Origin of the sequence: Xanthomonas sp. 3058, assembly GCF_014199765.1 — a bacterium.
Taxonomy (GTDB): Bacteria; Pseudomonadota; Gammaproteobacteria; order Xanthomonadales; family Xanthomonadaceae; genus Xanthomonas; species Xanthomonas campestris_B.
Window position 1 is genome coordinate 152,322 of the sequence record NZ_JACHOF010000002.1, and the last position, 14,996, is coordinate 167,317.

General features: G+C 63.5%; 14 protein-coding genes. 4 read left to right on the forward strand and 10 right to left on the reverse strand.

What is annotated here, in order from left to right:
* Window positions 1–8 precede the first annotated feature (8 nt).
* The 3 genes from orn to mntR all read right to left on the reverse strand — a co-directional run bounded on the left by orn (window position 9) and on the right by mntR (window position 1,643).
* Window positions 9–593: an oligoribonuclease gene (orn, locus tag GGR61_RS04610; RefSeq protein ID WP_184408152.1), complete on the reverse strand. Its 585-nt coding sequence runs from the start codon at window positions 591–593 to the stop codon at window positions 9–11.
* A gap of 70 nt (window positions 594–663) precedes the next feature.
* Window positions 664–1,179, reverse strand: a complete 516-nt coding sequence (tadA, locus tag GGR61_RS04615) for a tRNA adenosine(34) deaminase TadA (RefSeq protein ID WP_184620603.1) — start codon at window positions 1,177–1,179, stop codon at window positions 664–666.
* Window positions 1,176–1,643 carry a manganese-binding transcriptional regulator MntR gene (gene mntR / locus GGR61_RS04620; protein ID WP_184620737.1) on the reverse strand — a complete coding sequence of 156 codons (468 nt, stop codon included), beginning with the start codon at window positions 1,641–1,643 and terminating at the stop codon, window positions 1,176–1,178. Before mntR ends, tadA begins: the two co-directional genes overlap by 4 nt.
* A gap of 144 nt (window positions 1,644–1,787) precedes the next feature.
* Between mntR and GGR61_RS04625 the strand changes: the two genes are divergently transcribed.
* The 3 genes from GGR61_RS04625 to GGR61_RS04635 all read left to right on the forward strand — a co-directional run bounded on the left by GGR61_RS04625 (window position 1,788) and on the right by GGR61_RS04635 (window position 5,199).
* The gene (locus GGR61_RS04625) at window positions 1,788–3,134 is read left to right on the forward strand and encodes an Nramp family divalent metal transporter (RefSeq protein ID WP_184620604.1); all 1,347 of its coding nucleotides are present in this window, start codon (window positions 1,788–1,790) and stop codon (window positions 3,132–3,134) included.
* A gap of 266 nt (window positions 3,135–3,400) precedes the next feature.
* Window positions 3,401–4,528 carry a Cache 3/Cache 2 fusion domain-containing protein gene (locus tag GGR61_RS04630; RefSeq protein ID WP_184408149.1) on the forward strand — a complete coding sequence of 376 codons (1,128 nt, stop codon included), beginning with the start codon at window positions 3,401–3,403 and terminating at the stop codon, window positions 4,526–4,528.
* Between the two features lie 44 nt (window positions 4,529–4,572).
* Window positions 4,573–5,199 carry a hypothetical protein gene (locus GGR61_RS04635; protein ID WP_184620605.1) on the forward strand — a complete coding sequence of 209 codons (627 nt, stop codon included), beginning with the start codon at window positions 4,573–4,575 and terminating at the stop codon, window positions 5,197–5,199.
* Between the two features lie 264 nt (window positions 5,200–5,463).
* On the opposite strand, the gene guaA is transcribed toward GGR61_RS04635, so the two are convergent.
* From guaA to folD, 3 genes are all read right to left on the reverse strand, one after another.
* Window positions 5,464–7,029 (reverse strand): glutamine-hydrolyzing GMP synthase, encoded by a 1,566-nt coding sequence (gene guaA, locus GGR61_RS04640; protein WP_184408147.1) that lies wholly within the window; start codon window positions 7,027–7,029, stop codon window positions 5,464–5,466.
* 100 nt (window positions 7,030–7,129) lie between these two features.
* Window positions 7,130–8,587, reverse strand: coding sequence for an IMP dehydrogenase (guaB, locus tag GGR61_RS04645; RefSeq protein WP_184620606.1), 1,458 nt, complete (start codon window positions 8,585–8,587; stop codon window positions 7,130–7,132).
* Between the two features lie 92 nt (window positions 8,588–8,679).
* The gene (folD, locus tag GGR61_RS04650) at window positions 8,680–9,561 is read right to left on the reverse strand and encodes a bifunctional methylenetetrahydrofolate dehydrogenase/methenyltetrahydrofolate cyclohydrolase FolD (protein WP_184408145.1); all 882 of its coding nucleotides are present in this window, start codon (window positions 9,559–9,561) and stop codon (window positions 8,680–8,682) included.
* Window positions 9,562–9,610: 49 nt separating this feature from the next.
* On the opposite strand from folD, the gene GGR61_RS04655 reads away from it, so the two are divergent.
* Window positions 9,611–9,931, forward strand: coding sequence for a DUF1244 domain-containing protein (locus GGR61_RS04655; RefSeq protein WP_184620607.1), 321 nt, complete (start codon window positions 9,611–9,613; stop codon window positions 9,929–9,931).
* Window positions 9,932–10,021: 90 nt separating this feature from the next.
* On the opposite strand, the gene galU is transcribed toward GGR61_RS04655, so the two are convergent.
* From galU to lapB, 4 genes are read right to left on the reverse strand one after another with little or no spacing between them, the layout of a single operon-like run.
* Window positions 10,022–10,915, reverse strand: a complete 894-nt coding sequence (gene galU, locus GGR61_RS04660; RefSeq protein WP_184408143.1) for a UTP--glucose-1-phosphate uridylyltransferase GalU — start codon at window positions 10,913–10,915, stop codon at window positions 10,022–10,024.
* Window positions 10,915–12,822: a nucleoside-diphosphate sugar epimerase/dehydratase gene (locus GGR61_RS04665; protein ID WP_184620608.1), complete on the reverse strand. Its 1,908-nt coding sequence runs from the start codon at window positions 12,820–12,822 to the stop codon at window positions 10,915–10,917. Before GGR61_RS04665 ends, galU begins: the two co-directional genes overlap by 1 nt.
* A gap of 13 nt (window positions 12,823–12,835) precedes the next feature.
* On the reverse strand, window positions 12,836–13,813 hold the full coding sequence (locus GGR61_RS04670) for a lipopolysaccharide biosynthesis protein (RefSeq protein ID WP_184620609.1): 978 nt from the start codon (window positions 13,811–13,813) through the stop codon (window positions 12,836–12,838).
* Window positions 13,813–14,991 carry a lipopolysaccharide assembly protein LapB gene (gene lapB, locus GGR61_RS04675; protein WP_184408140.1) on the reverse strand — a complete coding sequence of 393 codons (1,179 nt, stop codon included), beginning with the start codon at window positions 14,989–14,991 and terminating at the stop codon, window positions 13,813–13,815. The genes GGR61_RS04670 and lapB overlap by 1 nt, the downstream gene beginning before the upstream one ends.
* Window positions 14,992–14,996: the final 5 nt, after the last annotated feature.

Here is a 14,996-nt window from a genome sequence, read left to right on the forward strand (position 1 = left end):
ACCAGCGCTCAGCCCTGCACGTCGGCCTGGCGATCGCCGCCCAGCGCGCCCATGAACTGCCGGTAGTGGCGCAGCTCGTCGATCGAATCACGCACATCGCTCAAGGCGGTGTGGGCCGAGCTCTTGGCAAACCCATTGGCCACCGTCGGCGCCCAGCGCCGTGCCAGTTCCTTGATGGTCGACACGTCGAGATTGCGGTAGTGGAAGTAGCGCTCCAGGCGCGACATCTGACGGTGCAGGAAGCGGCGATCCTGGCAGATCGAGTTGCCGCACATCGGCGATGCGCCGGCGCGGATCCACTCGCCCAGAAACGCAATGGTCTGCGCTTCGGCCTGAGCATGGCTGACCTGGCTGTCGAGCACGCGCTGCCACAGGCCGGAACGACGATGCTGGTTGCGGTTCCATTCGTCCATCGCTTCGAGCGTTGCCAGCGGATGGGCAATGGCCAGTTCCGGCCCCTCGGCAAGCACGTTCAACTGCGCATCGGTGACGATGGTGGCGATCTCGATGATGGAATCGCGATCGGTATCCAGGCCGGTCATTTCCAGATCGATCCAGATCAGTCGGTCGTTGCCCGCAAGGTTGTCTGCCATGTCGCCGTCCTGTGAAGGGCCGTCGCCGGCCAGATGCTGAAGGGCGCGCATCATACCGCGGCCGCGCCGCTCAGGGCGCGAGTGGCGGCTTGCCACGCTTGGCCCTGAAGTAGTTGGTCAGCCGCAGACTTGCCTCGGCCGCCAGCACGCCGCCGCTGACCTGCACGCGATGGTTGTGGCGCGGGTCGGCGAGCAGATCGAATACGCTGCCGCAGGCACCGGTCTTGGGGTCGCTGGCAGCGAACACCACCCGTGCGATGCGGGCATGGATCATTGCCATCGCGCACATCGCGCACGGCTCCAGCGTGACATACAGCGTGCAGCCGATCAGCCGATGGTTGGACAAGCGGCGGCCGCCCTCGCGCAGGGCCATGATCTCGGCATGCGCGCTGGGATCGTGGCTGGCGATGTTGAAGTTCCAGCCCTCGCCCAGCACGTTGCCGGCGGCATCGATCAGCAAGGCGCCAACCGGAATTTCGTCGTAGTCGCGCTCGGCACGTTCGGCCAATTGCAGGGCGCGTTGCATCCATTGCCGGTCGATCAACGCCTGCGCAGCGTCGTCTGGCGCTTCCAGCGGCATGCTCACGCGGCACTGCCGCCCTGGCGTTCCAGGAAAGCGGCGAATGCGGCGACGGTCGCTTCGCTGACGTGGTGTTCGATGCCTTCGGCATCGCGGCGCGCGGTGGCCTCGTCGATGCCCAGGGCCAGCAGGAAGCGCTCGACGATCTGATGCCGCTGCCGGCTGGACGCCGCCAGCGCCTCGCCGGCCGGGGTCAGGAAGACGCCGCGATACGGGCGCTGCACCACCCAGCCGTCGCGCACCAGGCGTTTGAGCATCTTCGCCACGGTCGGCTGGGCCACGCCCAGGCGCGCCGCGATATCCACCTGGCGCGCTTCGCCGCCATCGACCAGCAGATCGGAGATCAGCTCCACATAGTCCTCCACCAGCTCGGCGCGGCGCGCTTCGCGCACCTGACGGAAGCTCTCCATATGCACCTGCGCATCGATCAGGACCGGCGCGGCCACCTCCGGCTTTTCGCTCTTGCCCACCCTCATCCCCGTTATCACGTCCGGCAGCATTGCCTGGATGCGTAGTTTGAAGCACGCAGCCGATCAATACGATTTAGTTTGCCAATGCTCAACAGAATAGCAAGTGCTATATCATCCCTACGATCCTCCGCCAGCACCTTCCGCATGTCCGCCAACAGCTTGTCCTCCGCCCGTCCACCCGCCCCTGCCTTGACCCCGGACAACCGTGGCCTGGGCGATCACCACGCCAGTGTCGCCGTGCCCCAGGGTGGCCATTGGTGGTTCCGGCTGCTGGCATTCCTGGGGCCGGGCTACATGGTGTCGGTCGGCTACATGGACCCGGGCAACTGGGCCACCGATCTGGCCGGCGGCTCGCAGTTCGGCTATCTGTTGCTGTCGGTGATCCTGCTGTCCAACCTGATGGCGATCGTGCTGCAGAGCCTGTCAGCGCGGTTGGGCATCGCGACGGGACTGGATCTGGCGCAGGCCTGCCGGGCGCGCTACCCGCGCGGAGTGAACCTGGCGCTGTGGGGAATCTGCGAGCTCGCGATCATCGCCTGCGATCTGGCCGAGGTGATCGGCACCGCAATCGCGTTGAAGCTGCTGTTCGGCATTCCGCTGACCCTGGGCGCGATCATCACCGCGGTGGATGTGGTGCTGGTGCTGTTGCTGATGAACCGTGGCTTCCGCGCGCTGGAAGCCTTCGTGATCGCATTGCTGTTGATCATCTTCGTGTGCTTCGGCATCCAGATTGCGCTGGCCGCGCCGCCGATCGCAGCGGTGCTGGGCGGTTTCATTCCGCGCGCGCAAGTGGTCACCGACCCACAGGCGCTGTATCTGGCGATCGGCATCATCGGTGCCACGGTGATGCCGCATAACCTGTATCTGCATTCGTCGATCGTGCAGACGCGTGCGTATCCGCGCACCGATAGCGGACGCAAATCGGCGCTGCGCTGGGCAGTGACCGACAGCACCGTGGCGTTGATGTTCGCGCTATTCATCAACGCATCGATCCTGATCCTGGCGGCGGCGGTGTTCCATGCGCAGGGACGCACCGATGTGCAGGAAATCGAACAGGCGCATGCATTGCTGGCCCCCATGCTGGGCGTGGGGCTGGCATCGACCCTGTTCGCCGTCGCCCTACTCGCATCGGGCGTGAACTCGACGGTGACCGCCACCTTGGCCGGGCAGATCGTGATGGAAGGTTTTCTGCAGTTGCGCCTGCCGCCCTGGATACGCCGGCTGCTGACCCGCAGCATCGCCATCGTGCCGGTGGTGATCGTGACCTGGCTGTATGGCGAGGCCGGTACCGCGCGGCTGTTGGTACTGAGCCAGGTGGTGTTGTCGATGCAGCTGCCATTCGCGGTGATTCCGCTGGTGCGCTTTGTGTCGGATCGCAATTTGATGGGCGCATTGGTCGCACCGCCGTGGCTTGTGCGCACCGCCTGGGTAATCGCTGCGGTGATCGTCTGTTTGAACCTGAAATTGCTATGGGATACCGCATTGCAGTGATGGTCGGCGTCGACCGGGCCGATACGCGCTAGCGGCGCGTGCGTCATATCTGCGCGCGGGGTTTTGTGCGATGCGCGTCTTGAGGCACGCACTCCGATGGCTGCATACCGCGTCGCTCCGCTACACGGCGCGATGCGTTTCCCCCGGCCGGCGGCGTGGGGTCACTTCAGCATCCTGCGTGACGGCCGATAACAGCCATGTCCGGCTGCGGCACTGCGCTGCGCCGGCGTAGATCCAATCATATAAACGCATTCAGGGGAATTGCGATGCTTCGTCACTCTTTGCGGGTGCGCCTGCTGTTGCCGGTGCTGGCCTTGGTATTGGTCGTGGTGGTGGCACTGACGGTCATTCTGGCCATTACCGAAGCCAACCGGGTCAGGTTCGAAGCCGGCGAATCGATCGAGCGTCAGTCGGTCTCCTTGCAGACGCTGTTCTCGGTCACCCGCGCCATGATGCTCGATCGCGTCAATTCGTCCATGCGCCAGCTGCGCAAGGAGGCTAACGCACAGGGCGCGGCAAGCCTCGGCAGCGAAGTGCGCGTTGCCGATCGCACTGCCAACGACCTGCTGCTGGGTCAGCGGTCGCAGGCCAATGTGTTCGGCATGCTCGACGATGTGACGTCCATCCACGAAGGCACCGCCACGTTGTTCTCACACACCGGCGAAGAGTTCGTGCGCATCTCCACCAACGTCAAGAAGGACGATGGCAGCCGCGCCATCGGCACCGTGCTGGACCCCAACGGCAAGGCCGCCGCCAAGCTGCGCAACGGCGAAAGTTTCTACGGGGTGGTCGACATCCTCGGCAATCCGTACGTCACCGGCTACGAGCCGATTTTCGCCGGCAACGACAAGCGCGTCATCGGCGCCTGGTACGTCGGCTACAAGGCCGACACCCAGGCGCTGGAAAACGTGATCGGCAGCCGACGCGTGCTCGACTCCGGCTTCATTGCCGTGTTCGACAGCAAGAACACGCTGCGCTTCCAATCCACCACCGGTGTCACCACCGACACCGCCACCATCGAGCGGATCGTCAAGGAAAGCCCGGACGACTGGGTCGTCATCAAACAGGACGTGCCCGACTGGGGCTTCACCTTAGTCTCGGCCTACCCGAAGAGCGACGTCAATCGCGTGATCGTGCGTCAATCGCTGTGGATCGCCGGCATCGGCCTGCTGGTCTGCGCCTTGCTGCTCGGCCTGCAATGGGCGCTGATCTGGAACCGCGTGCTGCGTCCGATCCAGCACTTGACCACCGTGGCCGAAGAGCTGAGCCTGGGCAAATGGAACCACACCATCGACGAGGTCAATCTCAAGGATGAAATCGGCACCCTGGCGCGCGCCATCTCCCGCCTCTCCAACAGTGTCCGGTTGGCCATGGAGCGCCTCAGCAAACGCTGAGCCGCTCCCGCCCATTCCGTACCAGATGCTGCAAGGGAGACGTCATGTCCACTGAATTTCGTCCGCTGATCGAGATCCTGCGCGAGCTCAAGGCGCTGGCATTGAAGAAGGCGTCCGGCTTTCTGTTCATCGTCACCGACGAAAACCATTCCTGCATCGTCCGCCTCAATGCCGGCCAGATCGAAGAAGTGGTGTTCCGCATGTTGCGCAATGATGAGGCAGTGCAACGCCTCACCATGGTCAATGCAGCCAAGGCCCGCTTTCAGGCCGATCCCGGCGTCGGCCTGGGCAAGCCCTCGCTGCTGAGCGAGGACTCGCGCCAGTGGTTGTTGGGCGGTTTCGAGCAGGATCTGGGTAGTGCGCCGGCTGCGCCGCGCGCAGCGGCAGCACCCGCAGCGGCCCCCGCTGCTGCAGCACCTGTCGCGGCAGAAAGTGCAGCGTCAGTTTCTGCAGACGGCGGCTCGGCACCGGACGATCGCGTCCGCGAAGCGCTGGAAAAAGTCGCGCTGAACTACCTCGGCCCGATCGCCGGCATGCTCTGCGACGAAGCCTGGGACGCCTCAAGCGATATCGAACAAGTCCTCAATCAGCTTGGCGCCAATCTTTCCACTCCGCAGGAAACCCAGAAGTTCATGGCCGAGGCGCGTCTGGCATTGGCCAAGGTCCGCTGACTGGTCGATGCACTAGACTCCGGATCAAACCGCGCATCGCGCAGTTTTTTACCGCATCGCCGCCAACTCCCGTTCGACTTGGCAGCGCACCGGGCATGTTCGGATTGGGTCGCGCGGATTGGATGTGGACGTCAGCGGCATGCACACCCGTGACCACCACCCAATCACCCCATGCATCGATGCATGGCGACGAGCGAAGCACTCCACGACACGACCGCACCAACAGAACGACAAAGGCGCCTGTCGGCGCCTTTGTCGTTCAACTCATTCCCACTCGATCGTCGCCGGCGGTTTGCCGGAGATGTCGTAGACCACGCGCGACACGCCGCGCAGCTCGTTGATGATGCGGTTGCTCACCGTGCCGAGGAAGTCGTACGGCAGATGCGCCCAGTGCGCGGTCATAAAGTCGATGGTTTCCACCGCGCGCAGCGCGATCACCCATTCGTAGGCGCGTGCGTCGCCGACCACGCCGACCGACTTCACCGGAAGAAACACTGCGAACGCCTGGCTGGTGGTGTCGTACAGATCGGCCTTGCGCAGTTCTTCGATGAAGATCGCATCGGCCTTGGCCAGCAGTTCGGCGTATTCGCGCTTCACTTCGCCCAGAATGCGCACACCCAGGCCCGGGCCCGGGAACGGATGGCGATACACCATCGTGCGCGGCAGGCCGAGTTCGACGCCTAGGCGACGCACTTCGTCCTTGAACAACTCGCGCAACGGTTCGACCAGGCCCAGCTTCATGTGCTCGGGCAAACCACCGACGTTGTGGTGGCTCTTGATGACATGCGCCTTGCCGGTCTTGCTGCCGGCCGACTCGATGACGTCCGGATAGATCGTGCCCTGCGCCAGCCATTTGGCATTGGCCAGCTTGCTGGATTCTTCGTCGAAGATATCCACGAACAGGTTGCCGATGATCTTGCGCTTGGCTTCCGGGTCGCTGATGCCTTCGAGCTTGGCGAAATAGCGATCGGCCGCGTTGACGCGAATCACCTTGACACCCATGTGCTCGGCGAACATCGCCATCACCTGGTCGCCTTCCTGCCAGCGCAGCAGGCCGGTGTCGACGAACACGCAGGTCAGCTTGTCGCCGATCGCCTTGTGCAACAACGCCGCGACCACCGACGAATCGACGCCGCCGGACAGGCCAAGAATGACTTCGTCATCGCCTACCTGCTCGCGCACGCGTGCGATCTGGTCGTCGATGATGTTGGCTGCGGTCCACAACGTCTGACAGCCGCAGACATCGACGACGAAGCGACGCAGCAGGGTCTGGCCCTGCAACGTGTGGGTGACTTCGGGGTGGAACTGCACGCCGTACCAGCGCTTGTCCTCGTTGGACATCGCCGCGACCGGAATACGGTCGGTCACCGCAGTGACCGTGAAGCCCGGCGGCACCTGCGACACGTGGTCGCCGTGGCTCATCCACACATTCAGGCGCGACGCGCCGGCATGATCGGTCAACCCTGCGAACAACGCATCGGCGGCCACCACATCGACTTCGGCATGACCGAATTCGCGCTGATCGGCCGCTTCGGTGGCGCCGCCCAATTGCGCAGCCAGGGTCTGCATGCCGTAGCAGATACCAAGCACCGGCAAGCCGCTGTCGAACACTTGCTGCGGCGCGACCGGCGCGCCCGGCAACGTGGTCGACTCAGGGCCGCCGGACAGGATGATGCCCTTGGCCCCAAAGGCAGCGATTTCCGACGGATCGTGATCCCAGGCCCAGATTTCGCAATACACCCCGATCTCGCGGATACGCCGTGCAATCAGCTGGGTGTATTGCGCGCCGAAATCGAGGATGAGGATCTTGTCGTGATGGATGTTGGTCATTGGCGCCGGGAATCGGGAACGGGGAATCGGGAATGGGCAAAGCGGCGCAGACGCTGGTTCATCGATTCCCGACTCCCGATTCCCCATTCACGCGCAGGCATCACCCCATGCGGTAATTCGGCGGTTCCTTGGTGATCTGCACGTCGTGGACATGGCTCTCGCGCTGGCCGGCACCGGTGATGGTGACGAACTTCGGCTTGGTGCGCATTTCCTCGATGGTCGCGCACCCCACATAGCCCATGGTGGCGCGCAGGCCGCCGATCAGCTGATGGACGATGCCACCGACCGAGCCGCGATACGGCACGCGCCCTTCGATGCCTTCCGGCACCAGCTTGTCGGCATCGCTGGAATCCTGGAAATAGCGGTCCTTGGACCCCTTCTCCATCGCCCCCAGGCTGCCCATGCCGCGGTAGCTCTTGTAGCTGCGACCCTGGAACAATTCGACCTCGCCCGGGGCTTCCTCGGTGCCGGCGAACAGGCCGCCGACCATCACCGTGGAGGCGCCGGCGACCAGCGCCTTGCCGATGTCGCCGGAATAGCGGATGCCACCGTCGGCGATCAGCGGAATCCGGTCCTGCAGCGCCTCGGCGACCATGTCCACCGCAGTGATCTGCGGCACGCCGACACCGGCGACCACGCGCGTGGTGCAGATCGAGCCAGGACCCACGCCGACCTTGACCGCATCAGCACCGGCGTCCATCAGCGCCAGCGCGGCATCGCCGGTGACGATGTTGCCGCCGATCACCTGCAGCTGCGGATAGGTCTTCTTGACCCAGGCCACCCGATCGATCACGCCCTGCGAATGGCCGTGCGCGGTATCGACGATGACCACGTCCACGCCCGCCGCAGCCAGCAATTCGATGCGCTGTTCGGTATCGCCGCCGACACCGACCGCCGCGCCGACCAACAGGCGCGTGGACGCGTCCTTGGCGGCATTGGGATTGTCGGTTTTCTTCTGGATGTCCTTGACCGTGATCAGGCCGCGCAGCTCGAAGCTGTCGTTGACCACCAGGATCTTTTCGATGCGGTTGCGATGCAGCAGCTCCAGCACTTCCTCATCGCTGGCGCCTTCGCGCACGGTGATCAGGCGATCCTTCTTGGTCATGATGTGGCGGACCGGATCGTCGAGCTTCTTCTCGAAGCGCATATCGCGGCTGGTGACGATGCCGACCAGTTCGCTGCCATCCACCACCGGCACACCGGAGATGTTGCGCGCGCGGGTCAGCTTGAGCACCTCGCCGATGGTCGTGTCCGGGCTCACCGTGAACGGCTCGGTGATCACGCCGGACTCGAACTTCTTGACCCGGGCCACCTCGCCCGCCTGCTGCGCCGGGGTCAGGTTCTTGTGGATGATGCCGATGCCGCCCAACTGGGCCATGGCCACCGCCAGACGGTGTTCGGTCACTGTGTCCATCGCGGCCGAGAGAATCGGCAGTTTCAGGCGCAGATCGCGCGTCAGCCGGGTTTCCAGGCTGACGTCCTTGGGCAGGACGATCGAATGAGCGGGGACGAGCGAAACGTCGTCGTAGGTAAGAGCTTCAGCCTGGATGCGGAGCATCGGCGGACCCGAGTTTGGGGAAGCGCGGCATTTTACCCTGAAAGCCTTCACGAAGACACCACGCAGCCGCAATGCTGCGTTACGTCCGCAGCTCAGCCAGCCGCGTCGGCCGCCTCCAGGGTGTTCTGCATCAACGTGGCCACCGTCATCGGCCCTACCCCGCCCGGGACCGGGGTAATCCACGCGGCGCGCTGCGCTGCGGCGTCGAAACCGACATCGCCGACCAGGCGCCCGTCATCCAGCCGATTGATGCCCACATCGATCACCACTGCACCCGGCTTGACCCAGTCGCCGGGAATCAGGCCAGGGCGGCCCACCGCCACCACCAGGATGTCGGCATTGCGCACGCTGGCCTCCAGCACATCGGCCGGGGTGAACTTGTGGCAGCTGGTCACCGTGCAACCGGCGATCAACAGCTCCAACCCCATCGGCCGACCGACATGATTGCTCACGCCAACGATGGTCGCATTACGTCCGCGCACCGGCTGGTCGGTATGCCCGAGCAGGGTCACGATGCCGCGCGGCGTGCAGGGGCGCAGGCCGAATTCGCGCAATGCCAGGTGCCCGACATTCTGCGGATGGAAGCCATCCACGTCCTTGCGTGGATCGATACGCTGGATCAGGCGGTTGGCATCGGGAATGCCGGGCAGCGGCAACTGGATCAGGATGCCGTGGATCTTGGGATCGGCATTGAGCTGGTCGATCAGCTTCGCCAACTCGGCTTCGCTGGTGCCCTGCGGCAAGTCGTAATCGAAGGCTTCGATGCCGACCTTCTCCGCCGCACGCCGCTTGTTGCGCACATACACCGACGAGGCAGGATCGCCACCGACCAACACCACCGCCAATCCGGGGCGGGCCTTGCCGGCGGCCAGACGCGCATCCACCCGCAGCTTCAGTCCGTCGAGCAATTCCTCGGCAATACGGCGACCATCGAGAAGGCGGGCCGAAGCACGGGCTGGCGCGGAAGCGGTCATGGGGCGTCGGGTGTAGAGTCGAAGGCCGCCTATTGTCCCCGATTCCGCCATGACCGACACCACCTCGATACCAGATTCAACCACGTCCATCGAAGCGGCCGCATTTCGCCGGCTCTTGCAACATCTCAACCAGGAGCGGCCCGATGTGCAGAACATCGATCTGATGATCCTGGCCGGCTTCTGCCGCAATTGCCTGGGCGACTGGTACCGCGAAGCGGCCGAGGCGCAAGGCCATGCGATGAGCAAGGAACAGGCGCGCGAAGCGGTCTACGGCATGCCGTTTGCGCAATGGAAGCAGCAGCATCAAAAAGAGGCTACGCCCGAGCAGCTGGATGCCTTTGCAGCCGCACAGCGCAAGCACGCACCATGACGCTTCGAACGCGCCCGTGATACGGCGGGTAACGCAAAACAAAAAAAACGGCGCCGTGAGGCGCCGCCTTTTGGTTGCATCGTGCGCAGATCAACCGCGTGCGTCGGCCTCAGCCAGCGCGTTGCGCAGAATCTCCTTGGCCGGCCCACCATGCTTTTCGTGTTCGAGTGCGAAATGCACCGTGGCCTCGATCAGACCAATGTGTGCGCCACAGTCGAAACGACGTCCCTCGAAGCGGTATGCGTCCACGGTTTCCTGCTGCAACAGCCCGGCAATCGCATCGGTCAGCTGGATCTCGCCACCCGCGCCGGCGCCGGTTTCTTCGAGCAATTCGAAAATCTTCGGGCTCAGCACATAGCGGCCGACCACTGCCAGATTGCTCGGTGCGACTTCCGGCTTGGGCTTTTCGACAATGGCATTGATGCGCCCCTTGCGGCCATCGAATGCGTCGGTCGCCACGATGCCATAGCTGGCGGTCTTGTCGTGCGGCACGTCCTCCACGGCGATGACGCTACCACCGGAGGCTTCGGCCACATCGGCCATCTGGGTCAATGCGCCATCGCCCCGATTCCAGATCAGATCGTCCGGCAGCAATACCGCGAACGGCTCGTCACCGACCACCGCCTTGGCACACAGAACCGCGTGGCCCAGGCCAAGCGCTTCGGCCTGCGTCACGAAGATGGCGCGTACGCCTTCCGGCAATGCATTGCGCACCAACTCCAATTGCTCCAGCTTGCCGGCGCGTTCGAGCTTTTGTTCCAGTTCGTAAGCCTTGTCGAAGTAGTCGGCGATCGAGTGCTTGTAGCGATTGGTCACGAAGATCAGCGTATCGCAACCGGCCTGGATGGCCTCGTCGACGGCATACTGGATCAACGGTTTGTCGATGATTGGCAGCATTTCTTTCGGAACCGTTTTGGTCGCCGGAAGAAAGCGGGTCCCAAGACCTGCGACGGGGAATACGGCCTTGCGAATACGCTTGCTCATTAAAGTCTTCTGACCTCACGTGCGGGGAATGGAACGACCGTATCAGATCGCGTGTCGACTTTCCGTCTAGCCGCTGCAAAATCCGGCATCAGACTACCCAGCACCGTCTCCATTGCGTTGACGTCATAGCGATTGACCGCCTCACGTAAACGCGTCACCAGTTGCAAGACCTGCTCGTGCGAAAACTCGCGCACGCCCGCCTCCAGGATCTTGGGATGTGCGGTCGGGCGATAGTCTTCGTCCGAATAAAATAGTGTCTCGTGCAACTTTTCGCCCGGGCGAAGGCCCGTGTAGAGAATCGCGACATCCTTGCCCGGCTGCTTGCCGGCAAGCCGGATCATCTGCTCGGCCAGCAAGCGGATCGGCACCGGCTCGCCCATGTCCAACGTGTAGATCGCACCATGCGAGGCGGATGCCGCAGCCTGCACCACCAACTGGCAGGCTTCCGGGATGGTCATGAAATAGCGCGTCACATCCGGATGCGTCACGGTGACCGGGCCGCCCTGACGAATCTGCTCGCGGAACAGCGGCACCACGCTGCCGGCCGAGTCCAGCACATTGCCAAAGCGCACAGTGATGAAGCGCGTCGGCGCGTCGCGCGCATCAAGGCTCTGGCAGATCATTTCGGCATAGCGCTTGCTCGCGCCCAGCACGTTGACCGGCTCGACGGCCTTGTCGGTGGAAATGAACACAAAGGTTTCGATGCGTGCACGCTGACAGGCACGGGCAACGTTCTCGGTTGCCAGCACATTGTTGCGGACCGCTTCGCGTAACTGCTCTTCCAGCAGCGGCACCTGCTTGTATGCGGCGGCATGGAAGACGGCGTCCGGGGTGGCGATCTTGAGCGCATGCGCGACCACCGCCGGATCGCCGCAATCGCCAAGTACACGAACGACCTCGATATCCGGAAACAACCGCCGCAGGTCCGAATCGATCGTCAACAGCGCCAGCTCGTCGATCTCCAGCAGCACGATACGACGCGCCCCGTGACGCGCGCACTGCCGGCACACTTCCGAGCCGATCGAGCCGCCGGCCCCGGTCACCATGACCGTCTTGCTGGTCAGCCAATCGCGGATCAGCCGCCAATCGGGCGTGACCGGCTTGCGATTGAGCAGGTCTTCAATGGCGACCTCCTTCAACTCGCCAGGCAATGAACGCCCTTCCAGCACGTTGATCAGCTTGGGCACCATCCGGAACGGCAGGCCGGTGCTTTCGCAAATCGCCACGACGCGCTGCATGCCGGAGGCATCCAACGAGGGAATGGCGATCACCAGCAGCTTTGCAGCCGTTTCCTTGGCAATGGCTGCGGCCTGGTCCAGATTGCCCAATACGTTCAGACCCTGGATCTTGGCGCGATGCAGATTGCTGGCGTCGTCCAGATAGCCGACCGGCACGAATGCACCGGTACGGCGAAGATCGCGCACCAACCCCTCGGCGGCACGTCCGGCGCCCAGGATCAGGACGCGTTGCGCAGCGTCCCCGGAGTGCGCGATCTGATAGTCCTTCCAGGCCCGATACAACAGCCGTGGCGTTCCCAGCAATGCCGACAATGCGAACGGATAGACAACCAACACCGACAGCGGCACGCCGTCCAGACGATCGTAGGAGAGCGCCAATACGATCGCGACCAGGCCGAGAAAACTCGACTTGAAAATGTTCCAGAGATCCGGCACCGAGGCGAAGCGCCACAGCCCGCGATACAGCCCCATCTTCCAGAACACCAGCCCTTGCGCGATCAGCACGACCGCAGTGTGCCAGTCCCACAAGGGAAGCCCCGGCGCCTCGCGCAACATCGAATAGCGGCCGGCGTGCAGCAACTGCCAGCACACCCACACCATCAGCAGGTCGTGTGTCACTACGGCCAGCTGCGGCAACACCTTTGTCAAACGGTCACGCCAGGAAATCATAAAAGTCCATTGCTCAGAAATTGCGCAGTCCATCGCGCAGAAAATGCCAGATCGCGGTCATGCCTGCACTCCAGACCATGGCTGCGAGAACCTGGAGCAAAAACGCATCATGGCGGATTACCACATACAAGCAGACTGTAGCGAAGCTGAAAGCGAAGTAAACGCCTGTTACCGAGACGTGCGTCTCAAGCCTGCGCGCCAGGCGCTGATAGACATGCTGAGCATGAGGCTCCCACCAGCGCTGCCTGTCGAGCATGCGAGACAGCAGCGTGAAGCCGGCGTCCACAAGAAAGGCAGTCAACGGCAACCAGCTGATCCACCAGGTCACTTGCCCGCTCGCCACGTTGAGCGCGAGCAATGCAGCCAGCACATATCCAAGCCCACCGCTGCCGCCATCGCCGAGGAAAATGCGCGCGCGTGGAAAATTGAACGGAAGAAATCCCAGGCAGGATGCCGCCACTGCAAGACCGGCCAAGCCCCATGAACCGGGGGCAACAGCGGCGAACGCCAGTGCGGCCAATGCGGCCTGACTGGCAGCAAGACCGTTGATGCCATCCATGAAATTCCAGACATTGATCAGCACCACCGATGCTGCTGCGCCGAGCACGCCATCCCACACGTTGCCAGTGCAGTCACCCACCAACACGCCCAACGACGCCGATGCGGTCAGATGAATCGCAAAACGCAGCCTGGCCGACAACGGCCGATGGTCATCCCACCAGCCCACCCCCGCCACCAGTACCAGACCGGCCGCAAACCAGCCGATGATCAGGCGCGCATCCGGCCACACCGTTGCCGCAGTCACGCAACCCAGCAGGATTGCCGCCACGATCGCCATGCCGCCGCCGCGCGGCGTTGCCACCCTGTGGCTACGGCGCTCACCCGGGTGGTCGAGCAAGCGGCGATGCAGCGCGTAGCGCCGCAGCAACCAGGTTCCCAGGGCTGCGATCGTCAGATGCAACAGGCACCACCACAGCCAAGCCTGCGGCATCAGACCACCGCGTAGTTCAACAGCGGCTTGACCGTACCCCATTCCTTGCAGCTCGGGCATTGCCAGTGGTGCGTCTTGGCACCAAAGCCGCAGCGCGTGCAGCGATAACTCGGATTGCGCACCAGCAACTGGTCGGTGATGTGCTTGAGATCCTGCAGCGTGCCGACCGGGTCACTACCTTCGGCCAGGGTAAGGTCGATCAATGCGGACTCACCACGTACCGACGGCCGATCCTTGAGCTGACGGCCCAGGTAGGCCAGCGCAGGCGCCACGCCATCCTGCGCTTCCATCAGCTGCGTCAGCGCCAGCACCGGCGCGATACCGCGATAGTGTTCGGTCATCTCGGACAGGAAGTTACGTGCGCCCGCGATGTCGCCGACCCGGCGATAGGCGGCCATCAGCGCAGGAATGATCTCCGGCAGATATTCCGGATCATGCCGGGCGGCGCGCTCGAAGGCGCGCACGGCCGCTTCGTCATGTCCACGCTCGGCTTCGATGCGTCCTTCCAGAATGCCCGCGCGCACGGAAGTGCCATCGGCCTGATAGGCGCGTGCGATCGCCTGCAATGCTTCATCGGTCTTGTTCACGCCACGATAGCGATCCGCCAGCTCGCACTGGAACTGTGAGATCAGCTTGCCCATCGGCTCGCCGGTCACTTCTTCGTAGCGGGTGGCGTTGTCGATCGCCTTTTCCCAATCGCGTTCGGCCTGATAGATGCCGATCAGATGGCGCAGCGCTTGCGGGGCGCGTTGATCCAGCTGGGCCAACTCGGTGAACACGGTTTCGGCACGATCCAGCAGACCGGATTTCATGTAGTCCTCGCCCAACGCCAGCAAGGCCTGGACGCGCTGCTGATCGGTCAGGTCGGCGCGTTGCACCAGACCCTGGTGCAAGCGGATGGCGCGATCGACTTCACCGCGACGTCGGAACAGATGCCCCAACGCGACCTGGGTCTCGAAGGTTTCCTTGTCCAGCTCGGCGATATGCAAAAACAACTCGATCGCCTTGTCCGGCTGCTCGTTGAGCAGATAGTTCAGACCGCGAAAGTACGTACTGGACAGGCGGCTGACCTGCGTATCTCCATGCCGTTGACCGCCACGACGGCCAACGATCCAGCCACCCAGTGCCGCCACTGGCACGAACAGGAAGAACCAGATCCATTCGGTCAGAAAGTCCATACGCG